Source organism: uncultured Sphingomonas sp. (genome assembly GCF_946477935.1).
Classification (GTDB): Bacteria; Pseudomonadota; Alphaproteobacteria; order Sphingomonadales; family Sphingomonadaceae; genus Sphingomonas.
The window spans coordinates 16,174-39,626 of the sequence record NZ_CAMLAC010000010.1; the positions used below are offsets into that span (position 1 = coordinate 16,174).

Consider the following 23,453-nt stretch of genomic DNA (forward strand, 5'->3'; position numbering starts at 1 on the left):
GAACTGGCCAGAGCGTTCGCAACCCGATGGCTTGCCGCCTCTCTCAAGATGAAATTGCTGTCGAGTTGCTCGCATGAAAAGTGAACATTAAAAGAACAGAGCTTGCCCTCTGGGAATCATTCTGCCAATGTGACCGAATTCGACACAGCGAGGCGGCGATGCGCAGATCAGTGGTACGGCAGAACGACTTCAATCAGCTGTGTGACCGAGCAGGCCTGTCTCATGCCGAAGCAGCCGCGCTGCTTTCAGTGTCCGAGCGCACCATCGCCCGTTACGCGAACGGCACCGGGCATCCGTCAGCACTCGGGCGGCGGGTCCTTGAAGATGCGGCGCGGAAGACAGTTCAACCGCCGCGCCAGGTTTCATTCCGGTTCATTGATCTGTTTGCCGGTATTGGCGGTTTGAGGATCGGTTTTCAGGGCATCGGCGGCCATTGCGTCTTCACGTCCGAATGGGATGCCAACGCCCAGAAAACCTATGCGCAGAATTTCCGGGACAACCATCCACTGGCCGGTGACATCCGGGAGTATGCCGAGGATCCGGCGAAAATCCCCGAGCATGACGTGCTTCTTGCGGGTTTCCCCTGCCAGCCTTTCTCGATTGCCGGTGTGTCAAAGAAGAATGCGCTGGGGCGACCGCATGGCTTCCTGTGCGACACGCAGGGCACGCTTTTCTTCGACACAGCCCAGATCATTGCGCACCATCGCCCCGCTGCCTTCGTGCTGGAAAATGTCAAGAATCTTGAGAGCCATGACAAGGGTCGCACCTTTGCGACCATCATGAATGTGCTGACGAATGAACTCGGCTATCATGTGCAGACGCGGGTCATCAGCTCAGAACATTGGGTTCCGCAAAAGCGCGAACGCATTTTCATCGTCGGATTCCGGGATCCGACGAGCTTCGATCTCAACGGGCTGAAACTGCCTGCAGGTGGTCCAAAGCTCGGCAGCATTCTTGAGCGGCATGAAGATGTCGATCCGCGGTACACGCTGACCGAACGGCTGTGGGAATACCTTCAGGCCTACAAGGAGAAGCACAACGCCAAGGGCAATGGTTTCGGCTACAGCTTGTTCGGACCGGACGATGTCACGCGCACCCTGTCGGCCCGCTATTACAAGGACGGCTCGGAAGTGCTCGTGGCCCAACCGGGCAAGCGTCCCCGGCGTCTGACGCCGCTGGAATGTGCCCGACTTATGGGCTTCGACCGGGGCGATCGTCGATGGAAGATCCCGGTTTCCGATACCCAGGCCTACCGTCAGTTCGGCAATGCTGTCGTGGTGCCGGTCGTGGAGTTCATCGCCGAGGCAATGAAGCCGCATATCGAGGCGGCGCTGGCGATTGGAAACGAACGTCCAACAACTGCACCGGTCACCGTGACCCGTCCCGATCGGGAGCCAGCGCTCGCACATGGCTGACATTGTACCGGCTGATGTCCGCAGCCGGATGATGGCAGGTATTCGGGCGACTAACACCAAGCCCGAACTGCTGCTTCGAAAGGGGCTTCACGCGCGCGGCTTGCGATTTCGGCTTCACGATCCCGCATTGCCGGGCAAGCCGGACATCGTGTTCACACGCCATCGGGCCGTGATCCTCGCCCATGGCTGCTTTTGGCACGGGCACGACTGCCATCTGTTCAAATGGCCATCGACGCGCCCCGACTTCTGGCGCTCAAAGATCGCCCGCAACCGGGAGGTTGATGCTCGCACTGACGCCGCGCTTGCTAATGCTGGATGGCGGCAGGCAGTCGTTTGGGAGTGCGCGCTCAAGGGGCCGACCCGATTGCCATTGGACAACGTACTCGACAGCTGTGAGAACTGGATCAGGTCTGACCGGCAGCGGATGGAGATCAGGGGGACATAAATGCGTCGGGGGATGTTGTCGGATCTTTTCGTTGGCGTGGTTGCCAAGCAGCTTACGCTGGTCGAGACGATTACCGAGCGGTCGAACCAGCACGAGTTTCAGGGGACGAGGCCGCTGCGGCGTCTGATGGGCGACGAAGACCGGCGTGGCATCCCGACGCGCTTCATCTGGATTTCAGGGGAGCAAGAAGCTCTGGCGGAGGACGGCTTCATGAGCTGGTCCAACGTACGCAAAGGCAAGCCCCGCGCGCCAGAATATCACCTCTATTATTCCGGCAACTCGGTCACTGAAATGATGCGACCGGGCGACATGCTGTTCCTTGCTCTGCAACGTGATGGCTCAGTTCTGGTTGTCATCACGCCTGTCGGAACCGTCCAGAACCAGCTCATGTGGCTGTTCGGACTGGGGGAGCAGCCGGAGCTTGGCTTTACCTATCAGGAAATCTCCGCTGACCAGAGCGCCGAGCTCGATTTCGCAGCCCGCTATATTCTCGACGAGTTGGGGATTGAGCCCGAGGAGCCTGAGGCTGATCGACTCGACAGTCTTATCGAGCCGTTCGGGCTGCAATTCCCGACGACCCGGGTGTTTTCTGACCTTGCCCGTTCCTCGCTGCCAGAGGTTTCAGCGGCAGATGATCCGGATCTGGCGTTGATCGACTGGATGGATCGGGAGGAGCAGCTCTTCCGGCGCCTGGAGCGCAGGATCGTGGCAGCGCGAATCGGCGACGGGTTCCGGGCGGCCGATGGCGCCGACGTCGATGGCTTTCTGTCCTTTTCCCTGAGCGTCCAGAACCGGCGCAAGGCGCGCGCTGGTCAGGCTCTGGAGAATCATCTCGAGGCTGTTTTTCTCGCGCAAGGTATCCGGTATGCTCGCGGGGCCGAGACTGAGAACCGCAACAAGCCGGACTTTCTCTTCCCGGGACAGGCTGAATATCGGGACCCGGCGTTCTCGTCGGCGCGCCTTACGATGCTGGGCGCGAAGTCGACCCTCAAGGACCGCTGGCGTCAGGTTCTATCCGAAGCTGTCCGCATCGAAGAGAAGCATTTGCTCACGTTGGAGCCCGGCATTTCAGAAAACCAGACCAATGAAATGCAGGCCAAGAAGCTGCAGCTGGTAGTGCCGCAGCGGCTTCACGCCACATATCGTCCGGCGCAACGGGCATGGCTCATGAGCCTAGTGGACTTCGTGCCGCTGGTTAGGTCAAGGCAGGAAGCCTGACCCGCATCGTGACTTCACTTGATTGTGCTTCGGCGGCTCAGTCCCGTTGCCAAAGAGCCAAGAATTGGTCGCACCTGCTTCGTGTCCACCGATACCACCGTACTAGTCGATTGTCCGCAGGCCCGCCAATATTGAAATAGTTTGCGGCTCGCCGGCTCGAAGCTCTCCGGTTTGGTAGTGGCGGATCAGAGCCAGAGCCTCACCTGAGTTGATCTCGCTTGAGGCTGACAGTCGTTCGAGAGCAGCCACCTGCCCAAACCATAGCTCTTCGGGCACGCCCTCGGGCCGGCCGCTTCTGCGACGTTCCGCAGCAAGATTTCGGTTTCGGAGCTCAGCTTCGAAGGTTGCCGACGTCTGCGCCGCTACGATCTCAAGTGCGCTTCTGGTCCGTTCAACCGCATCTTCGTGAAACTGCGTGACAGCTTTCGCCACCAGATCCCGATGCACGACTTCCAAACGCTCCACCAAATCCTGTTTCATGAGAGGCTGGGCGGCAAGCCTGCCCCTCGCAGCCGTCTTCCAGTCTGGTGGAGAAAATGGCTGTAGGTATGTCTCGATTTGCTCTCGTGACAACATGTTCCAGCCCTCCTTTCCGTGGGCCGATCCGATGAGGAGAAGTCGTGCCGGTGCGGCAAGCCTCACGGCGCGCTGCACTGCCCGCCAGCGACTCATGAGCGCCTTGCGATCCGCGAGAAGGGCACTGCGTTGCGCTTCGGTCGGCGCGGCGGCGAGCAATTCCTCCGCCTGGGTGGACCACAAGCCCGGCAAAAGCTCATCAGGAAATGGATCCAGTTGGGCGGCCAACAACAGAACCGTGGAGCCAATTGCAAGCGCCGGATGGCCTTCTGGCATCATGACGATGGACTGCGTGAGGCGCTTTGCCTGACTAAATGTCGAGGCAGCTGCAGCGCAGTACCCGTCAACGAGGGCGTCAAAGATTACGCTGCCGTTGTCGAGAAAGTGGAGCGGCCGCGGAGTGTCTTCCCCTTCGTCGGTCAGGACCGTCCTGCGCGGTGGCGACGAGACGTCAGAGCGGCGCAAAATGAAGGGAGCGTGGTCCGACATCCAGCGATCATGATTGACCCCAGGCAGCAGAAATGGGCTTTGACCTGCCCTGCCGGACGCTGCCTGTCGGGGATACCACAATGTTCTGAAGCGATAGCTGTCGACTTTATCGGTCCTTCGGCCGACATCAAAATCCCCGGCCCGATCCATAGTTTTCAGCCAGATGGTTACGGCGCTTTCTTTTTTCGCTACCGGCGTATGTCCGGCAACGCTCGCGCCGATAGACTGGCGCTCATGGTCGTTCTGTTGCCACGTTGCGTAACTCTCCCTTGCCGCAGCGGTGTTCGCCGACGCATCCAGTTTGATGCTGCTCGGTAGCCCTTGATCGGCCACAGTGAGCTTTGAGACGGTATCCGGACTCGATCCTGCTATAGCTGTTTGTGCCAAGAGCTCCTGCACATCTGCAAGCTGCTCCGGAGACAATGGCGGCAGCGGGGCGTCAAAGACGCCCATCGCGGCCATGCAGTCCGCGACTGCAGTTTCCTGCGTTCCTTCGACGAGTATTCGCCAGATATCTATCCAGCGTTGCCCATGGGCGTCAACGCGGCCGCCACCCAGTCGGTCGATGCGGCCGATTAGCTGGTCAATGCTGTCGATCTCCCAAGGGAGAGAGTAGAAAATTATGCCGCTCGAAACCTGATGGAGGTTAAGCCCGGCCTGAACCCAGTCACCCACCAGAAGTAGACGGTTCTCTCCTGAGTTGAGTGGGGCAAGCGTCGCCTGCATTTCCCGCAGGTTTGTCACTCGGTCGTCTTCTCCCGAAGAGGGCCGACGGAGTACAGAGATCGCCTCTTCAAGTTCCGGAAAGTACCTTGGCAGCGCTGTCTGCAACAGATCGATCGTCGGATTATCGCCGCACACCACGATGAACGTCTGGTTCGAGTCTCTTGCCCACTGGCTCGCCAGAATATCGAGGAGAGCGCCAAGGCGGGCATCGCCCGGGTCGTCGAGCGTGAGTTGACGTGCAGTGCGGGCTAGTTCGCTCAGCTCCCCGCCACCGGCAGCGATCTCGGCGAGTACAACGCGTGCCGCGCGCGCACTACGCTGCAAAGACTTTGCCGCAGTCCATTGGGGGCCTTCAAAACCAAGGCGCGGATCTACTTTCCGGACGAGAGCGCGAGCAATTTCAATCCTGAGCCGTTCATGGTGCAACGGCTGCGCACGTATGGAGTGATTGCGCCTGCGCGGGAGCCGATCACTCCAGTCGCTTCGGCTATTTCTGACGATCCGCCTTCCAGCGGCGAACTTGGCGTGAACCAGTGGAAGCCACGCATCACCATTCAGAAGTTCAGTCGATGCGCACGCTTCCCGTTCCTGGAGTAGCCCATCAATCGTCTTATCCTGAAGTTGCGCGAGCTGAGCAATCTCAGGCTCGAGAATTCGCATCAGCATGTTGCGCCAGGCGGCATCTCCAAGGCGAGGCGTCGCCGAAAGCACCAGAACCTGTCTGAAGCCGCCTGCAATTTGAGAAATTGTCTGGACCGCATCTCGCGGCATCGTCTGCGGCTCATCGACAATGAGAAGATCGAAAACCTGGCTGTCCACCTGGAAAATGCGGCCTCCTTCATCGTCCCTGATCGTCATGTCGCGCGGGCGCACTAAGGTCACGGAGGGCAGGTTCGCACTGTCAAAATCCGAAGCGCCGACCAACGCAGGCATTACGTGACCCTTGGTCCAGCATTCGTCCTGCCATTGCGAAAGAAGGTTATCAGGGGCAACTATAAGCGTTCGATGGGTTGGGTCCTGGAACCTTAGCGCATTTACGATCATCAGCGCCTGGACTGTTTTGCCAAGACCCACTTCGTCGCTGATCAAGTGACGTATTTCGGCCTCAGCAAGCACCCTGCGGACAGTCGCCAGCTGATGCGGAAGGGGATCGGCAGCAACCCCGAGTGCGCCGCACAGACCTTCGTTAAGGGCAAACGCACGCATCCGGTATGCGTCAACGCAGTTTACGAATCTGAGAAAGGGATCGGTCACGCCGGCGCCACCTCCGGCAGATCTTTGGCGGCAAGCCGCCACCGCAAGGCGACATATCGAATGGCGCGAGCAGTTTGGATGTCAGAGAGTGCGTGAGCCAGTGATTCGGCCCAGTTCTCTGCCGCCATCACCTGAGCCGGGGAAAGCCAGAACTGGAGAAGGGTCCGAATTTCAGACCTTCCCATCCATCGAAAGCCGGGTCTTCTGAAACTGTCGACGTGACAGCTATCGAGGAGATCTACCAGTTCGTCTTGTGTGAGCTCTCCATACCATGCGCTTACAAGTGCGTTCCAACGACGTGCGGGCAGGATCAACGGCTTGAACATGGGTAGTGTTGCCAAGTCTGCTGCCTCTTGAAGCGCAGCCTTCCAGACGTGAGCTGGTCGGCTCATGTCAGGCTCTTCAAAAGTCTCGTGGCCTAGGTCTTCGTGATATCTCCGCAGATCGTCGTATGCGTCGATGACGGCCAGATCGAGGTTGCCTGCGGTATCGTCGTCCCATTCAGAGAGTGCCAGAGAGACATCGGGAATCTCATCGCGGAATCTCTGAATTAAATAGCCGTTCAGTCGCGCGCGGTCAGACCGCGTCGCGATCACCGGGAGATCATCACCTCTAGTCAGCCATTTCCGCCAGGCGCAGTGGACGAGTGCGCCGTGTGATGACAGAATCGTCAGATCGAGATCCTTTTCCAGTTCCAGCCAGGTATCGCCGCACAGCATTCGGGTTACCGCTGCTTCGAGTTCGTCAACGATTAATGTCCGCTGCCAATCACTAACGGCATTTCGGCATTGCGCGAGTTTCCAGGCGATCGTTGAGCGTGCCAGATCAACAAGGCCAAGGCGACCCGAGGCGCTCAATGCTTCGCGAATTACTGGTGGTACTATACATGTTTGCGGTACGAGCGTGGGTTGCCCACTATCTAGCACAAGCGCCGCAGAAAGCGCTTCCTGGTCGCTGGCGTCCGCTACGAGGAGGCGCAAGCCCTTTGCATCGGATGGGCCCTTGTCTGGTATCGGGGCGTTTGGCGTTGCAATAAGTGATCGGATTTCTTTGGAAAGTCCATCTTCGGCCGACCATAAGCCAGTGTCAGGATCATAACTCAGGCGGTTGATCGGCGGCAGCAGCTCGACGAGCTTTGTGCGAAATCCATCGACCGAGACGCGCAGCTTTGCAGCCCCCGACGTAATTGGGCTCATAAAAAGTCGTGATCGGAGCTCCTGCAGGATTTTCGAGTTCCCGCGAATGAGAGCCGGAACTCTTTCCAGAACCCCTTCGGAGGTGATGGCTGGCATTCCTCCTGCAGTCAGTCGCAAACGCACCGGAACATTCTCAAGTGCAACAGGAGCAGAGACGCGAACCGAAAGACTTCCACTTTCCAGATCCGCTAATGTCGGCCGCGGAGGGTCTAGTGCGATCTCCGCGGTCTCTGCCTCCGGAAGCTCGACTACCTCAAACGCGATCTTGATGTCGCCAGTCTCGCCTTCCTGGATCCAGTGCTCGCCGCATGCAGGTTTGAAGACGGACCAGCGATGATCACCGACTTGCATGACACTGCCAGAATCAATGCTGCCATCCAGTTTCGGTGAGGCGTCAGCACTGTCGCCCGACACAAAAACCGGGAATCCTGCGGCAAACTTTGAGTCTGTACCAGGTAAAGGCAAGCCTATAACCTGTATCTTGGCCCTTGGTGCACCGAGGACAAAGCCTGATCGACGCAAGACTTCCGCATCAGCTTTGTCGGCAGTCGAAAGCCAACGGAATTCCGGCGACGAGGTGTCGCCGGTCGCTATCCATCGAATTACATGCGAACGAACGGGTAGTTGCTCACCCGGGAAAACTGCTTGCGCCTCGACATGCCCGGCACCGACGAGGAAGAAGCACGTGCTCCTCGGTTGCAGGGCGGCAAGGACATTTTTACCGGGTTCGTCGAGCTCTGCCAGTTCACCATCCCGGCAGAGTGGAGCAGCGGGGAGATCGGTGGGAAGACCAATCGCAATTGAGCCGCCGAACAGAAATGTCCGAAGGGGAACTGCCCTATCTGTGCCAATAGCCCTGATCCGGTCGCCTGGAGAGCGCAACAATCCAACCACCTCCTGCCGCACTTCAGCGGGAAGAACGGGTCCTCGGACCAGCAGATGGGTCGGCGAACGCTCCTTTAACGCTAACACGTAGCGAGCCGGTGGAACGCTGGCGACGTTCTTCGACTTCCGTTCGGTTATGCGTCTTGCTTCATGAATCGCACGCGATGCGCCCACGTCTTTTCTTAAATCGCCGTCGATCCGCTCTAGTATATCGCCTGACAGCCAGCCATCAGATGCGGGGTACAGCAGGCGCCTCATCACTTCCGAGGCGGTATCGGTCTGATGAAGCCAGTTTTCGAAGCGACGACTTGTTTGGCCCACGGCGATTTGAACGAGGTACTGATAAAGCGCTTCGGGATCATTCCCCGATATACCAGCTCGGAGTGCTTGCCGCAGAGCACTGGCAAGCTGCGGTTGCAGCTCAAGCGGAACCAAAGCGTTTGCAATCGGCCAAGCAATCAGGGGGAAGTGGCGCTCCCAGGCACTGTTACCTGGTTTGGCGATGCCAAACTCGCGATGACCTAGCTCGAAAAGCCGGACTAGCGCTAACCGGAAGCCACCACCAGCAATCAGGTGAAGGTCTTGTTCGACTACGGGCCAGAAATCGGTCCCGGTACCCTGATATCGATATCCCACTTCCGCCGTTACAGCGAGAAGCGGGAGGTAAGACCAGTTCCACTGAGGACTTGATAGGTTGGGGTCACGCTCCAGCGCGCGCCAGAGTAAATCCCTTATGCCCGATAAGTCATCAGTACTCAGCCCATGCTCAATCATGAAAACGGGAAAAGAACCGCGATCAGCGGACATCCTTGAGATGCGACTGCCGATCTCTTGATGCTTCTCTTTCAGGAGACTTAATGCCGACATCGTCACTTTCATGCATACGAGGCGTGATCGGGATGGTTTCAAAAAATTGATTGCCCCTCGTCGCCCTATGCGTAACACACTGGCCCACCGACCTTCCTTGGGTCAACACGGATTTATTGAAGTGGCGGGCAATCTTGGTGAAGTTGCGTTCGGGTGTCAGGGATGAGCACATTTGGCAGGAGTTCCAGGAACTACGCCGCATAGCTGACTTCGTCCGGAGTTTCGTACATGTCCGGAGGGCGGTGAGTGTCGCCGAGGTCTGTGAGCGCGTAAACCGATTTCTCGATCCGCTTGGTGCAGGCGAGGATGGCCGGGTCCGGCCGCTGATTTCGCTACTTTGCGAGGTTGGCGACGTTGGATTTGGCAGCGTACGCGACGAGCAGGTTTTGATTGCACTGCCGGAACGGCGAGTTGAGCTGCCCGACGGTCGGGTTATCGGCGTGGGTGATCACGGAATGCCCATGTCTGAAGAAGGCGCGGATCTCTTTCCTGACACCGCCTCGCCGTCGACCCACAGCTTGTTGGAGTATTTGCAGGAATTCGATGATGCACCGCCGCGTATAGAGCGGCTTGTGCCACCTTCGGGCACGTGGGCGGAAGCAGCAGAAATCCCAACAGAGCTGTCACGCGCACTCGCACTGTGTGGCAATTTTGATCCGGCTACCAAGTCGTGGTCCATCAGCGATGTGAACGCCATCTTCGTCAACGACTGGCTCGGAGTTCGGCAAGAATCTGAAAGCGTTGGAGATGCCGCCGGCCCTGATCCGGAGCAGCAACGCGTTATTGAGGCGCCCGCGAATTCGCGATTGGTGGTTGAGGCAGGGCCCGGCTCAGGAAAGACTTTCGTCGCGTGCGCACGGCTAGCTTCACTTGTCGAACGTGGAGATGTTGCCCCGTCACGCGTTCTCGTTTTGAGTTTTACGCGAGTGGCTGTGGCTGAACTTCGTGATCGGGTCGCTGCATTGAACCCTTCCAGGGCAACCGCTGCGATCCACACGCGAACATTCGACGCCTTTGCCGCGCGCTTGCTTGGTGCCGCGGGCCAATCGGTCAAGGGAGGGCACGATGCCACCATCCGAGCTGCCACACGGCTGCTGGTGCGCCGAGACCCGCTTGTGCATGACATTGTTTCCGGGTTTGAGCATGTCGTCATCGACGAGGCTCAAGACCTTGTGGGAGACCGCAAAGCCTTCTGTGACGCGTTGGTGGACACGCTGAATCAAGATTGCGGGGTCACCGTGCTGGGTGATCCGGCCCAGGCAATCTACGGCTACCAATCGGCAGACTCTGACAAGCGCTCGTTCGTCGAGACCATCTGCAACCATTCCGGTTTTTCGATCATCCGCCTGGAACAGGATCACCGGACTAAAACTCCGGCACTAGGTGATATGTTCGCACAATGCCGTGAGAGGCTGCTGTCGCCTGCCTCCGATCAGCGGGCGCGCTACTTCGAAGTGCGGGAGCGCATCCAGGCTGCGGCGGTAGAAAGCGGCTTGTCGGGGTTCGCCGGTCACGCTTCTACGACGCGTGGTCTGATCCTGACTCGAGGGCGCGGTGCGCTTGTTACCGCTGCAGAAGCCTTGCGGTACCAAGGCCGCAAATTTCGAATTCGGGTTCCAGATCGCCCCTTGCACATCGAAGCGTGGATCGGGGCAACGCTGGGGGGCTTGCCCGGGAATGAGCGCATCTCCAAGGATGGCTTTGCCGCACTATTCGACGAACTGGTACCTGACTGTGACCGGGATTTCGCCGAATGCTGGGAGATACTGCGCGAACTTGAAGGTGGGACCGGCACTCACGTTGTCGTTTCCAACATCGCTGAGGCCCTTGAGGATCCAATCCTCGACATTGTCCGCGATCATGAGGGAAATGCAGGCCCCCTGCTGTCTACAATTCACGCAATCAAGGGGCGAGAGAGCGACCGCGTGTTCTTGCTGCTCACAAAAGCTCCGACTGGCGATGACGTTGACTGGGACGAAGAAGCGAGAACGCTCTACGTAGGGGCGACCCGTGCGTCTGCGGAGTTGCGTACGGGATGGATCACCCCGACCAAATACTTTCGCACCGGCCAGCCTGAACGATACTGGGCGCCACGGGCAGGCTACCGATTGCTCGAGATCGGCCTGGACGGCGACCTGCTGAGCTGGGCCGATCTTGTGAAAGACGGGCTCGTCACAAAACCACGTGCTACCGTTGCCTCAATTTGGATGGCCGCTCGCACGCAGTCGTCGATAAGAGCGATGCGTAACAAAGCGGGGCAGTACATCCTGTCCTTGGGAGATGAGAACTCCCCACCGCTGGGCTGCCTGTCCGCAGCGTTTCTCGAGACACTGCGTGCCATTACGCAGACCGCCCCCGAAAGCCTCGGGCCTGACACCGTCGATACGATAACGGTTTCAGGCGCAACCACAGTATTCTCTGCCGGTGTAACCGGGAATTCACCACCTATCGGGCTTATGCCTTTGCTGAGCGGATTCTGCAGGGTCGATCGCTGAGTCCAGTATGTTTTTGGGGGATTGTATGGTGGACGCACGCGACGTCCTGCTCGCGCGGATGAAGACGGACCTGATCGGTCCGGGCGAAGATAACGAAATCATTTCGGACAGGCCTTCCGACCGCTACTTAACAGGGATCCTGTTCCCGGCCCGGACTGAAGTTTCGCCCGAGGAGGACGACGAGTCTGCGGAAGCCGATAACGCTGAGTTTGCCGGCACGTCATTGGACGGCGTCAAAACTGCATCTAGTTTCCGACCGAGCTCTGCCGGTCTCTCGTTCGCCGTTCAGCCGACCTCTTCGCGCGCATCGTTGAAAATCTCAGTTAGAGCCGCTCGCTATCGGATAGCGGACACCGAACCGGATGGCGACGGAGCAACACAGAAGCGCCCGAAACTTTGGCAGCGATTTCCGCTGAACGGCGATGTCGAGTTGGTTTTGTCGGATTGGGAGGCAGCTGGTCTTAAGCCAGTTAGCCTAGCCGAAAGCGGCATAGCGGATGCCAGCTTACATATTCGAATTGCCCGCTGGTCAGGAGTTCTACTGGTCACTGTGGCGCTGACCAACGATGCCCGGCCAGCCAAGTCGCGGAGTCGACAGGCCAACGAAGAGGCAGCACTCTTCCAGGTCGAGCTAACCGTAAGCTGTCTGGACTGCTATTTCGTCCCCAAACCGGACCGATTCGGACATGCCGAGCTCGATGACGACGCAAAGGCTTCGGCACTGCTTTATCGTGATGTTCGGCAATGGGCTGTGGGGCACACATGCTCAGCCGTGTGGGATGAGCTAGAAGACGCCTCCGTCAAGGAATTGTCATCGAGCTGGTTGCCAGAGACAACCGTCCACGTCGTCAGCGCGGTGGGCGACGTAGAATTCAAGGACGATGCCGCCCGAGCCCCCCTTGGCGCCGATTGGTTGGCAACCGAAGGTAGGGAAGCGCTGTCAGCCGGGCTGAATGCTTTCGTTGACGCCTATTCCCATTGGATCAGCAAGATGGAGTCGGATCTTGGCACGGTGCCTGCGGAAAGCGCCGATCAAGGGAAAACCCACATAGCGCGCTGCCGCGAGGCCGAGCAGCGGATGCGCCGCGGCATCGCGCTCCTGCTTGATGATGCCGAAGTGCTTGATGCCTTTCGAATGGCCAACGCTGCGATGGCGCTGCAATATTCGTGGCGACAAAATCCGGATCCACCTGAGCTTTCCTGGCGTCCCTTCCAGCTGGGATTTGCGCTCCTTTGTCTGGAATCCATTGCTGACGATAGTTCGCCAGACCGTGAGACCATGGATCTGCTGTGGTTTCCTACGGGCGGCGGCAAGACAGAAGCTTATCTGCTTCTTACCGCTTTCACCGCCTTCTTGCGTCGGATACGCGCTAGGGGAAATCCGTCCGGCGCGGGCGTTACGGTTTTCATGCGCTACACACTGCGTCTATTGACTATTCAGCAGTTCGAGCGCGCCGCGGCCCTCATTTGTGCATGCGAATTGGTCCGGCTGGGCCAGGCACCCGCCGGCGCAGTTGTTCTCCCCGCTCATTTCAAAAGCGATGTCCCGATATCGCTGGGGCTCTGGGTAGGTGAAGGCGCGACCCCCAACTCGGTGAGTGATGCAGAAAAGGCTCTGGAATTAAATGGCGACAATTCGCCTGCGCAGCTGAAGGCATGCCCTTGCTGTCATGAAGACCTCACGTGGGCGGTATCGGCCGACAAAACACAGATCGAAGTTCGATGCGTATCGGTAGCCTGCCTTGTCAAGAAAAGTATGGCCCACCTGCCCGTGTGGACTGTGGATGATGATGTTTATCGTACGCAGCCGACGCTACTTATCGGAACAGTCGACAAGTTTGCCCAACTTGTGCGCAAACAGGTAAGTGGGCGCCTGTTCGGAATCGGAACAGACGCGGATCCCCCGGCGCTGGTAATCCAGGACGAGCTTCACCTGATCTCAGGCCCCCTCGGTAGTCTGGCGGGACTTTACGAAGCCGCAGTCGATGAGCTCTGCCGTAAATCGTCTGGCCAGCGGGCAAAAATCCTCGGTTCAACGGCAACGATCAGACGAGCGGAGGAACAAATTCTGGCTCTTTTCGACCGGCAATCGTTCCAGTTCCCTCCACCTGGCCTCTCCCACAGCAACTCAGGTTTTGCCGTTGAGGATCGTAAGGCTCCCGGCAGGCGCTATGTTGGCGTGACGACTGTAGGTCGATCCGCCAAGTTTGTTCAGCAGGCGGTTGCCGCGTCATTGCTCCAATCTGCAGGGGACGACAGTATCCCTGAGCAGCTCCGCGACGGCTATTGGACGTTGGTCAATTACTTTAATTCATTGCGCGAGCTAGGGGGAGCGCTGTCGCTCATGCGAGACGACGTTGAGCGCAGCATCAGCGATTATACCTCACGGAGGCCCGGAGAAAATCAAAGGGACGCTGGAACGCAGATCGAGCTCACCAGTCGGGTGAGCTCCAGCGACATTCCCAAATACCTGAAGGACCTTGAACGGCACTGGCAGGACCCCGATCACATTGACGTAGTCCTCGCCAGCAATATGATCTCGGTAGGAATGGATGTGTCTCGACTTGGGCTGATGGTCGTCAATGGTCAGCCCAAGACCATTGCTGAGTACATCCAAGCGACGAGCAGGGTGGGGCGCAGCCGTAGCACTCCCGGCCTTGTCGTAACTCTGTTCAATGCTGCTAAGTCGAGGGACAGAAGCCGGTACGAGACGTTTTCGACGTGGCACCGGAGCCTCTACCGAGATGTCGAGGCAACGAGCGTGACACCGTTTGCACCGCGTGCCCGGGACCGGGCACTTCATGCGCCCTACGTGGCACTCGTCCGGCATCTAATTCCGGGAATGGAGAATCCATCGCAGATTGATCACCACCAGGCTGAAGCGGAAGCCCTGCTGGAACGGATTGTAGATCGAATTCAGCGCATTGATGAACCGGAGGCCGTGCCTGCCCGCGAGCAGTTGGACAAGTTTCTCAATGAGTGGTTCGATCGAGACAATCTCAAGGACTATTGGCAGGACTACGGCGATGCACTGCTAACATCTGCGGAAGCGGCAGCAGAGCGTGGTAACAGAGCTCGCTTCGCCAATCAGCGACCAACGCCAAATTCACTGCGTTCCGTCGAGGCATCCACCATGTTTGTCTTGCTTGAAAGCGCGCGCCCGGAAGGCAACGGACGATGAAGTCGATTGGAAAAATACGCCGCAGTCAGGTCCTTTCAAACGGTCCTGGTGCCATCATCGATTTCCGGGGAGACAGCGGAGCTCCGCTTTCGGTGGTTGCAGCAGGTCTGGAAGCCTGGGACAAGATGTCTGCCAAGCCAGGTCTGCTCAATGAACAGCGCATCAGCCATGATCCTTTGCAGGCGAGGTTGAAGGTTAAAGGCTTTCGGCTGCCGCCTGTCGGAAACGAAAAGGTGGGCGCGTCGACTAGGCCAAGGCTACTCCCCGCTTATCGCTTTCCCGACTGGCATGTGTGCCCGAAATGCGACCGACTTCAACGCAGCCGGTTCTGGAGTTCCGAACTCGATCGCCCGGAACTCTATTGCAGCGAGTGTACCACCGGCCGAGGCAAACGTGCCAGAAAGTCATTCGTTGTACCGGTCCGCTTCGTGGTAACGTGCGCGTCCGGGCATCTGCAGGACTTCCCTTGGGCGTCCTGGCCGCGGCACAATTCAGCCTGCTCTCGCAAGCGCCCCTTGAAGTTGATCGGGAAAGGCGCGGGCCTGAAAGGTCTCAGGGTTCACTGTACAGAATGCCTTGAAGAAAGGGACCTGGACGGCGCTCTATCACCAGGAGCGTTGGGTAAGATTCCCTGTGAGGGACGTTCGCCGTGGCTACAGGCGGCGGCAGCGGCTTGCTCAAATGAACCCGTTGCCATTCAGCGCGGTGCCTCCAATGCCTATTTCCCAGTGGTTGCGTCTGCGCTCGACGTGCCACCGTTTGGCGGCACGTTTCGTGAATGGCTTGACGAGTTCTGGGCCGACCTGACGAGCCTCGCAGACAGGGCACAAGTCCCTGATTTCGTCAGAAAAAGGATCCATCCGTATTGGCCAGATCAGGCGATGACCCTGGAGCAGTTGACCTCGAAGATCCTTACGCTGCTTCACATTCTCGATGATGACAGTGGCGACTTACGCGTCAACGAGCACTTTATGCTCTGTTCAGGTAGCAGTACAGACGAACATTTCCCAGAGTTCAGGATCGTTCCTCAGAATCCGCCGCCACAACTCCTTGGCACGTTCGATCAGGTTGTGTCGGTAGAACGTCTCCGCGAAGTTCGAGCACTGAGAGGTTTCACACGCCTCAGCCCTGCCGAAAGCATCAGTAGCGTCCAAATCGCGCCCTTGTCCGAAACCCCGTTGAACTGGCTTCCAGCAATTGAGGTTCGAGGAGAAGGCATCTTCCTCAATTTCGATGAAAACCAAGTCACGAAATGGGAGAAAATCCCCTCTGTGGTCGCGCGAGCCAAGGTTGCCCATGAGGCGGCCGAACGAAGCTGGCGCGACCACAACGGCGATGATCGCGAATTCCCGATGACGATTTCGCCACGATTTCTGCTCGTGCACACAACGGCTCATGCCCTCGTTGAGCAGCTCTCGCTGGATAGCGGATACTCGACCGCCTCGATACGCGAACGACTGTACGTCTCCTCCGGCCCGGGCGGCATGTGCGGCTTCCTTCTATACACGTCGGCGCCTGACTCAGACGGGACGCTTGGTGGGCTTTCCCGCAAAGGGCGATCCCGCGAACTTCTTCCCATTTTTTTGGGAGCTTTGCGTGGTTTGGAGTGGTGCTCGGCTGACCCGCTTTGCGGGAGTGGCATCCTGACACTTTCGGAGGGGTCCGGATCAGCGGCGTGTCACTCCTGCTGCTTTCTTCCGGAAACCTCGTGTGAGCATTTCAACCGCCACCTCGACAGGGCGATGCTGATAGGAACTCCAGAGGCTCCTGAAATCGGATATTTTCACACTCTGCTGAAGAACGAGGGCTGACATGGCACGAATGTACCCCGGAACGTTGCCCGAGCACGTTATCAAAAACCCGAAGCTGTCGTCAGAGATCAGAGTATACAATACGATCCGCGATAAGGTACCGGCCGATTATCGATGCTACTATTCGAGATCTTGGCACGAAGCCGACGGGTATGGTGGTGAGTTCGATGGCGAAGCGGACTTTATCGTATCCCATCGAGAGAACGGCTTGCTCTTCCTTGAAGTGAAGGGGGGACGCGTGAGCTGCAGAGAGTCTGACAACCAGTGGCTCACCACTGACAGAGACGATTTCACTTTCAAAATCACCAGTCCTGTGACTCAGGCCATGAAAAGTAAGCACCATTTTCTGAGGCGGCTGAAGGAGCGACTTGGCAGTCGCTATATCCGCGCTCGGCATGGGGTGATCCTGCCCGGAAGCACCCGCCCTGGCCGCGCTCTGGCACCGGACGCACCCCACGAAATAGTCGCCTTTGGCAACGACATGGCAAAGCTCGATCAGTGGATCATTAGCCGAATGTCCGGCGTCAGCGATGATCGCGAGATGCCATTGGGCCTGGACGGAGAGCAGGCTCTTGAAGAAATCCTTGCAGGCCACTTTGAACTGCAGGCTCACATCGGCTGCAGCTTGGCCGACGATGCAAAGGAAATTGAACGCCTGACCAGTGAACAAGCGTGGATTCTCGACTCGCTGGATCATAATCGGCAACTTGCGATCACGGGCGGAGCTGGCTCGGGCAAAACGGTCCTCGCGATAGAGGCGGCTGTACGCTCGGCAGAAGGTGGGCGTAGAACTCTCCTCACGTGCTTCAATGTGCCGCTTGCGAACCACCTGCGGGAACTTTGTTCCTCACATCCCAATCTTGTAGTCGCAGGCTTTCATTCGCTATGCGGAACGTTGTCTGAAAAGGCCGGCTTGCCGCTTCCAAAAAAGCAGGACGAGGACTTCTACCGAAACGTGCTTCCCAACGCGTTGGTCGAAGCTGTGGACCGTTTGCCTGAGCTCCGTTTTGACACGATCATCGTTGATGAGGGCCAAGACTTCAAAGACTCGTGGCTTGACGCGCTGAAGTTGACTCTTGGCAACTTGGATACGGGTCGATTCTACGTCTTTTACGACGACAATCAGCGCTTGTTCTCGCACGAGGCGAGCTTCGTGTCTGCCTTGCCTCAATCTGTCATTCCGTTGTCGAGGAATCTCCGTAACACGCGACGTATCCACACTGTGATGTCAAAATGGTACGAGGGGAAGCGTTCGACGCCCGCAGGGCCAGAAGGCGAGCCCGTTGCCATCCATGAGTGCAGATCCCCGGAGCACGCTCTGAAGACCGTCGCGGACCGTATCCGCACGTTGCTAACTTCAGGTCAGCTCAAACCTAGCGATATTGCGGTTTTGGACGCAGCGGGCTCTCTGGACCTTGGCGACAACATCGCCGGTGTGCGCGCTTGCCGCGCCGATGCAATCGGTAAAAACTGCGTCGTGGTGGATACTGTACGCCGCTTTAAGGGCTTGTCGCGGCCCTGCGTCTTCGTGCTCGGCCTCGAGGGGCTCAGGGACCCCGAAAACATCTATGTCGCGACGAGCCGTGCAAACGTACTGCTGGAACTGGCGGGTAGTCCCGATGATATCGCCCGCATTATGTGTTTTGGATCAGAGAAGCGGGAGACCGCGGCATCGCGTGCTGTCTGAACATCTGCAAGGTAATAGTTTGTTGCGTCGGTAAAAGTGTGTTTTTTCCGCGGGGTCGAAAGAGTGAAGCTTAGCGCAATTTGGTGACGCAATCCGATACTCCGGATGGTCCGTGACTATCGCCATGCAAAAGGAGAGAGCTCTCTGTTGCCAACGCACAGGCGTCCGTTGAATTTCCTGTCCCCTTGGCTCTGTTTCCGCTATGTTCTAACGAGCAATGAGATGAACGCCATTATGACGGATTTCGACATTCAAAGTGCCGAGGCGCGCGGAAAACGCAAGTGGGAAGGGCTGTCTGAAATTGATCAGGCGATCCGCGACAACCGCTTGATGGAGTATCGGATCAGGAAGTCTTGGGCCGACCCGTGGGGGCGTAAGCTGACGATCAGTGGTGTCATCGTCATTGGCGCAGTTTTTGCATTTTTAGCTGGCGCGTCATTCGGACTGTGGTGACCGTTGCAGGTCACCACTCCTTCACGTCATCCGCTGCTTCTGCACTGGCACCTCGCGCTTCATTAGTAACAGCATCGAGACGAGCCCTGGATCCGCCGATCCTTTGACGGCCGGCCGCCTGAGCCCTCTGCACCTCATCATGGAGATCGCCAGCGCCCGCCCGGGGTACTGAACCGGAACCTTTACCGCCGGTCTGTGCCTGGTTGCGCACCGATCCGGCACCAGAGACTGCCGGGCGGGATACGGGTAATCCGGGGGCGAGTACGAGGCGATCGTCGATCCCGTCGCGAAGCTGATCGGCGTAACTTTCAATGAACTTGGCCTGCAATGCCTGGCCTTCCGGGCTGAGCTGGAAGGTCACATCGTCAAACCGGACGTTGCCGTAAAAGTCACGATTGCTCTCAATTTCTGCGAGGCCCCATTCTCGGTAGGCTTGGGACAGATTGAGGCTCCCTGCAGCGTTGTCGCCCTCGAAGAAGGACGCCTGGCTTTCGAGGCGGTTGGCAAGCTCCTCGGCCCGGCGAGCCTCGATGGTGAAGCTCTGAGCTTCCGTCAGAGATGCGGTCATGCCGCTTGCGGTGGTCGAGATCGACGAGCTGCTCGCGGTGCTGACCGAGCGAACAAATCCATCGCGGGTGCTCGACCAATTGCGGCTTTCGGACATCTGGGACAGGCTCCCAAAGATCCGTGAACGATCTTCTGAGGCGATGCCGATGTCGCTGTCGGTCCACGTCCGTGTTCCGCCGCCCTTCGCTCCGACGCTCCCAGACAGCACGCCATTTGAAATTCCGGCTTTTGCCCCGGCCTCGCCGCCGAGGAACCAAGCCGTAGAGATGTCATCGGCCGCTCTGCGTGACAGCCCGAATTGCCGCTGCAGATTGGTTGATGCTTGATCGACCTCGCTGAATGCAGTCTGGATGCTGTCGGAATTCGAGGTGCCGGTCGCGCTCTCGAAAGATGCGCCTCGGCTGAACTGGTCCCTGAGCTCGCGGAATTTCGTGACCGCGCTGGTTGTCGATTCCGTGGCGACATTGGCATAGGTCTCGCTGTTGGCACGGGCCTGCGATGCCATCGTCGAAAGGCGCGCCGTGAACTCCTGGCCCAGCGTCGGCGTGAAGGGATAGCTGGAGGTCGGGATCTGGTCGTAGCTGCCGTCCGGAAAGCTCGTGGTCATTGCCCCGGTGTCGCTGAAGGTCCGCGTCTGCGGCGCGCCGTACGTGAAGCTTGGCGCGATCGTGCCTTGTGCGAACTGACGGGTTAGGACGCTCGAGTTTTCGAAGCTGGTGTTGCCGAGCGAGACGTTGCCGGTACTCGCCTCCCGGGCCGCTTCCTCGGCCGCGTTCTGGCTCGGATTGAGGTAGCTCGTGGCGTGGTGGGAAATCGCCATGGCGCCCTTGGCCACACCGCCTGCCAGGAACGGCACCGATGCGATGAGATAGCCGGCCAGCAGACCGATATCGCTGTTGACGTCGGCCATTCCGGTAAAGCTCGCCAGGCTGAGGCCGTTGCTGCCCGTGACCGCGCTCATGTCGGCCGCGCCCTTGTACATCAGCATCATGTGGAGGATCACGAACAGCGGTCCCCAGGCCGCAAGATAGAAGAAGCCCGTCACATAGCCCTTGAGGGCGACCGGTCCCGTCTTGGGGAGCAGAAACAGCGGGAAGAGCACCGGAAATAGCGCGTAGAACAGCACGGTCAGCACGACGTTCAGGAGCGGGACCCACTTCATCGCGTTGCTCGCAATTGAGCCATAGGTCCGTTCGGTCTGAATGTCGGCGCGGGTCTGGGCGTAGACGTCGACCTTGCCCGTGCCGCTGGTGCCGGACATCGAGTGCATGGCTTGGCTCATCGCATTGATGGTCAGCGTCTGCTTGAAGATGTGGGTCGCGTTGGCAGAGACGCCGGTCAGGTACTGATAGGCCACCGGCAGGTCGGCGAAGAGCTTCGCCTTTGCGAGCGCGGCGGTCTGGTTGGGGTAAAGCTGACGGCCGAACACCGATCCCATCGCATCGACCAGTCCGGCCCACTGCGCGTTGAGCGTGTCGTAGGCCTCGCGGCAGGTCACGATGTTCGAGCTCACCTGCCCCGAAGTGGCATCCCGGGTCAGGAACCGCTGCGCGCGCGCCTGGCTCCCCGGCGCGATCGTCGCCCAGATGTCGCCTGTTTCCGCCAGCTCCTTCATCGAGTAGCGGCCGAGCAGCACGTCGTAGAACACGCATTGCCGGAAATGCTCGTCGAGATTGGCAGCAAACTCCGGGTCGGAAATCCGTAAGGACCGGGTCGCATCGTAGAGCCGCGCGCCGTAGATCATGCCGTTTTTCGAATAGTTGAGATCGCCGGGCAGGCCGAACACCACCTCGGCCGACCCCGTCAGATAGTCGCCGACCTGGCTGGTGAAGCTCGCCATCAAGGCGAGGCCCAGCGGGACGTTGCTGACATTGGCCGGGGCAAGGCTTGGGTTGAGCCGATCGGTCACATGGACATCGAGCCGCGGCACCATGAGGCAGGAGTAGATGAGCGTTGCGCCAAGGAACCAGTTGATCCAGGCGCGCCAGTCCTGATTGAACGCAAGGGTGAGGGCGGACATGCCAAGCCCCATCACCATCACCACCTGGAGCAGGCTCTTGTAGCCGCCGTTACCGGTCCAGGCGGCGACCGCCTGGAAGACGTTGACCAGATAGTCCCCGCCGCCGACCGTGAAAATCTCGACCATGTCTGTTGTCCTGCCTCGATGTGGTTGGCCCGGTCAGTGGGTGAGGGCGCGGCTCTGGACGCCGCGCGACCAGTCCAGCGATGCGGCCATTCCGGGCGACATCGATGCGGCCAGGACGTTCTCGATGAACGCCGTCTTCTCGATGATCTGCAGCACCGCATTGACCTTGAGATGCGTGTTGGCCTGCCGGTCAGCGAGCGCCTGACGCACGACATTGACCTGGTTCTGCCACATTGCGATCTTGGCTTCGTCGGCCCCGATGAAGCTCGACATTGAGCGGCCCGCCTCGCTCACGATCCGGTCGAGGACGGCAAACAGCAGGTCGACACTGGCGATCTCGGCCAGGGTCTCGCGGTCGTCGGTCGGCATGCCGCGGCCATAGGCGGCCTGGACGGTCAGGATCTTGTAGAGCGGGATCGAAGCGACCTGCAGCAGTTCCTTCTGTTCTTCGCTGATCGCCGTATCGTCGCGGATAGCCTGAACCATCCCGCCGATGAGCGCCGCCACACGTGGCCGCAGCGCTTTCGACGCCGGCAGGCTTAGCGACTTGAAGCCGGGGTTAAGGCACTTCTCCGGCTCATCGCAGTCGAAGATCAGGACATTGCCATTGGTGGTTCCATCAAGCAGCGAGGTGACGAGCGTCGACGAGGCTTCGCCGACGATCGGCACGAACTTGCCCGGCTCATCGTCCTTGGGCGGCACGTAGATGATCGTGCCCAGCAGCGTCATGGCGTATTCGGCGAGCTCTTCGTCGAACCGGCCGCCCGGCGAGAAGAACGCCGACTTCTTGAGGATCGTCCAGGTGTAGTTTCGCGGCACGCCGGGATTGACGTCATCGTATTTGCCCGAGCCTTGCGCGGTCGTGCTCGAGCGCTGCCCCCTAGTGCCGCATCCATGCTTGGCAGCGGCATAGTCGGTGAAGATGCCTTCGGAGTTGCCGATCGCTTCGCAGATCGCCTTGTCGGCAAGGTCGCCCTTCGGCCAGATTCCGCCCACCAATCCTTGTGCCATCTCGCATGAGTTGATGTTGAGATTGTTCATGAGCTGAGCCTTCTGGCTGAACTCTTGCATGATCTTTGAGCATTCCGGGCAGACCGTGTCGATCGCCAGGCTGAAGGCGAAGCCGACCGCATTGTTCGCGACTGCCTTCAACATCGCGACGATCTCGCTCGCGTTGATGAAGCTGAAGGACCCGGCGAAGATGTCGATCCCCCCGCAACCGGCGCGAGCGCGCGGCAGCTGCAGGTTGGCAATGTTGGTCGTCTTCTGCGGAAAGCGCGTCCAGACATTGCCGAGGCTGTAATAGCCGGCCGACTGCCCTTGGAACGCGGTCGGTCCGTTGACGTTGGCAGCGCCCCCGACGTCGTTCAGAAACGAGTCCATCGAACTGCCAACATCGGCCGATGCGCCCGAAAGCGGAAGGGTGAAGGGGAGGGCGGCGGCAAGGAGCGCAGCGACGGCTCTTTTCATCCTAGTAGTCACGTCCAGCTTCCTTCGATGTGAGGAGGTAAATCCGGTCCTGCAGCTCGTCGGCGCTCATGACGCCGTAGCCGATCGGAATGGGGCGGCCGGTCTGCGCGTCCCAGAGCACGACCGCTGGCGTGACCTTGGGCTCAAGCCCCATGCGGCTGCGCTGGTTGGTCTCGACCGTGTAGTTCGGGAAATGCCGCGATGGGCCGCCATCGGTGGAAATCGCGCGCACCGCGATATGCCAGGTTGAGGCAACGCTTTGCACGATCGGTGACATGACTTCGCAGGCGCCGCAGCTCTGGGCGAAGAAGTAGAAGAGCCCGTAGCGCTCGGAGAGCTGGGCCATCGCGGCGTTCCGTTCCGCGCTTCGCGAATCCTGCCACTGACGCTTTCCGAGCGTCGAAACCGGGCGCTGCAGCGTGTAGTCGAGCTCGGGATCCTGCCAGATCGCCCGCTGCCAGACGTCGCTGAAGAGTGAAGCCCGGTCGAGCTGGGCGCGCTGGAATCGGATATAGGCCGTAACATTCGCCGGCGTCGGCTCGAGGATCGCCTTGGCCTTCAGTTCCCGCAAG

Annotated in this window: 13 protein-coding genes; 8 read left to right on the top strand and 5 right to left on the bottom strand. The window is 59.1% G+C overall.

Annotated elements, in window-relative coordinates; translation table 11 throughout:
- The first annotated feature begins 158 nt into the window (after positions 1-158).
- From dcm to Q0U08_RS02420, 3 genes are read left to right on the top strand one after another with little or no spacing between them, the layout of a single operon-like run.
- Positions 159-1,415 carry a DNA (cytosine-5-)-methyltransferase gene (dcm, locus tag Q0U08_RS02410; protein WP_298089524.1) on the top strand — a complete coding sequence of 419 codons (1,257 nt, stop codon included), beginning with the start codon at positions 159-161 and terminating at the stop codon, positions 1,413-1,415.
- On the top strand, positions 1,408-1,860 hold the full coding sequence (locus Q0U08_RS02415) for a very short patch repair endonuclease (protein WP_298089525.1): 453 nt from the start codon (positions 1,408-1,410) through the stop codon (positions 1,858-1,860). The genes dcm and Q0U08_RS02415 overlap by 8 nt, the downstream gene beginning before the upstream one ends.
- 12 nt (positions 1,861-1,872) lie before the next feature.
- Positions 1,873-3,078: a type II restriction endonuclease gene (locus Q0U08_RS02420; protein ID WP_298089527.1), complete on the top strand. Its 1,206-nt coding sequence runs from the start codon at positions 1,873-1,875 to the stop codon at positions 3,076-3,078.
- Between the two features lie 102 nt (positions 3,079-3,180).
- On the opposite strand, the gene Q0U08_RS02425 is transcribed toward Q0U08_RS02420, so the two are convergent.
- Both Q0U08_RS02425 and Q0U08_RS02430 read right to left on the bottom strand, forming a co-directional pair.
- Entirely contained in the window at positions 3,181-6,123 is a 2,943-nt protein-coding gene (locus Q0U08_RS02425) for an SNF2-related protein (RefSeq protein ID WP_298089528.1), read from the bottom strand.
- Positions 6,120-9,083: a hypothetical protein gene (locus tag Q0U08_RS02430; RefSeq protein WP_298089529.1), complete on the bottom strand. Its 2,964-nt coding sequence runs from the start codon at positions 9,081-9,083 to the stop codon at positions 6,120-6,122. Before Q0U08_RS02430 ends, Q0U08_RS02425 begins: the two co-directional genes overlap by 4 nt.
- 104 nt (positions 9,084-9,187) lie before the next feature.
- On the opposite strand from Q0U08_RS02430, the gene Q0U08_RS02435 reads away from it, so the two are divergent.
- The 5 genes from Q0U08_RS02435 (at position 9,188) to Q0U08_RS02455 (ending at position 18,698) form a co-directional block, all read left to right on the top strand.
- Positions 9,188-11,566, top strand: coding sequence for a UvrD-helicase domain-containing protein (locus Q0U08_RS02435; protein ID WP_298089530.1), 2,379 nt, complete (start codon positions 9,188-9,190; stop codon positions 11,564-11,566).
- A gap of 25 nt (positions 11,567-11,591) precedes the next feature.
- A complete protein-coding gene (locus Q0U08_RS02440) occupies positions 11,592-14,747 on the top strand; it encodes a helicase-related protein (RefSeq protein ID WP_298089531.1) in 3,156 nt (1,051 codons plus the stop codon).
- Positions 14,744-16,558, top strand: a complete 1,815-nt coding sequence (drmB, locus tag Q0U08_RS02445; protein ID WP_298089532.1) for a DUF1998 domain-containing protein — start codon at positions 14,744-14,746, stop codon at positions 16,556-16,558. Before Q0U08_RS02440 ends, drmB begins: the two co-directional genes overlap by 4 nt.
- A gap of 1 nt (position 16,559) precedes the next feature.
- A complete protein-coding gene (locus Q0U08_RS02450; protein WP_298089533.1) occupies positions 16,560-18,245 on the top strand; it encodes an NERD domain-containing protein in 1,686 nt (561 codons plus the stop codon).
- Positions 18,246-18,467: 222 nt separating this feature from the next.
- Positions 18,468-18,698: a hypothetical protein gene (locus tag Q0U08_RS02455; protein WP_298089535.1), complete on the top strand. Its 231-nt coding sequence runs from the start codon at positions 18,468-18,470 to the stop codon at positions 18,696-18,698.
- 10 nt (positions 18,699-18,708) lie between these two features.
- Here Q0U08_RS02455 and Q0U08_RS02460 read toward each other — a convergent pair whose 3' ends face one another.
- From Q0U08_RS02460 to Q0U08_RS02470, 3 genes are all read right to left on the bottom strand, one after another.
- Complete coding sequence (locus tag Q0U08_RS02460; protein ID WP_298089537.1) at positions 18,709-21,411, bottom strand: conjugal transfer protein TraG N-terminal domain-containing protein; 2,703 nt, start codon at positions 21,409-21,411, stop codon at positions 18,709-18,711.
- 33 nt (positions 21,412-21,444) lie between these two features.
- Positions 21,445-22,881, bottom strand: coding sequence for a conjugal transfer protein TraH (locus tag Q0U08_RS02465; protein WP_298089539.1), 1,437 nt, complete (start codon positions 22,879-22,881; stop codon positions 21,445-21,447).
- 1 nt (position 22,882) lies between these two features.
- Positions 22,883-23,453 (bottom strand): conjugal transfer protein TraF (locus tag Q0U08_RS02470; protein WP_298089540.1); only part of this gene is annotated, 571 nt, incomplete at its 5' end.

Excerpts from the sequence above, each read along its gene's own strand:
- dcm (WP_298089524.1), top strand. The coding sequence starts at position 159 with ATGCGCAGATCAGTGGTACGGCAGAACGACTTCAATCAGCTGTGTGAC.
- Q0U08_RS02415 (WP_298089525.1), top strand. The coding sequence starts at position 1,408 with ATGGCTGACATTGTACCGGCTGATGTCCGCAGCCGGATGATGGCAGGT.
- Q0U08_RS02420 (WP_298089527.1), top strand. The coding sequence starts at position 1,873 with ATGTTGTCGGATCTTTTCGTTGGCGTGGTTGCCAAGCAGCTTACGCTG.
- Q0U08_RS02430 (WP_298089529.1), bottom strand. The coding sequence starts at position 9,083 with ATGAAAGTGACGATGTCGGCATTAAGTCTCCTGAAAGAGAAGCATCAA.
- Q0U08_RS02440 (WP_298089531.1), top strand. The coding sequence starts at position 11,592 with ATGGTGGACGCACGCGACGTCCTGCTCGCGCGGATGAAGACGGACCTG.
- drmB (WP_298089532.1), top strand. The coding sequence starts at position 14,744 with ATGAAGTCGATTGGAAAAATACGCCGCAGTCAGGTCCTTTCAAACGGT.
- Q0U08_RS02450 (WP_298089533.1), top strand. The coding sequence starts at position 16,560 with ATGGCACGAATGTACCCCGGAACGTTGCCCGAGCACGTTATCAAAAAC.
- Q0U08_RS02455 (WP_298089535.1), top strand. The coding sequence starts at position 18,468 with ATGAACGCCATTATGACGGATTTCGACATTCAAAGTGCCGAGGCGCGC.
- Q0U08_RS02460 (WP_298089537.1), bottom strand. The coding sequence starts at position 21,411 with ATGGTCGAGATTTTCACGGTCGGCGGCGGGGACTATCTGGTCAACGTC.
- Q0U08_RS02465 (WP_298089539.1), bottom strand. The coding sequence starts at position 22,881 with ATGAAAAGAGCCGTCGCTGCGCTCCTTGCCGCCGCCCTCCCCTTCACC.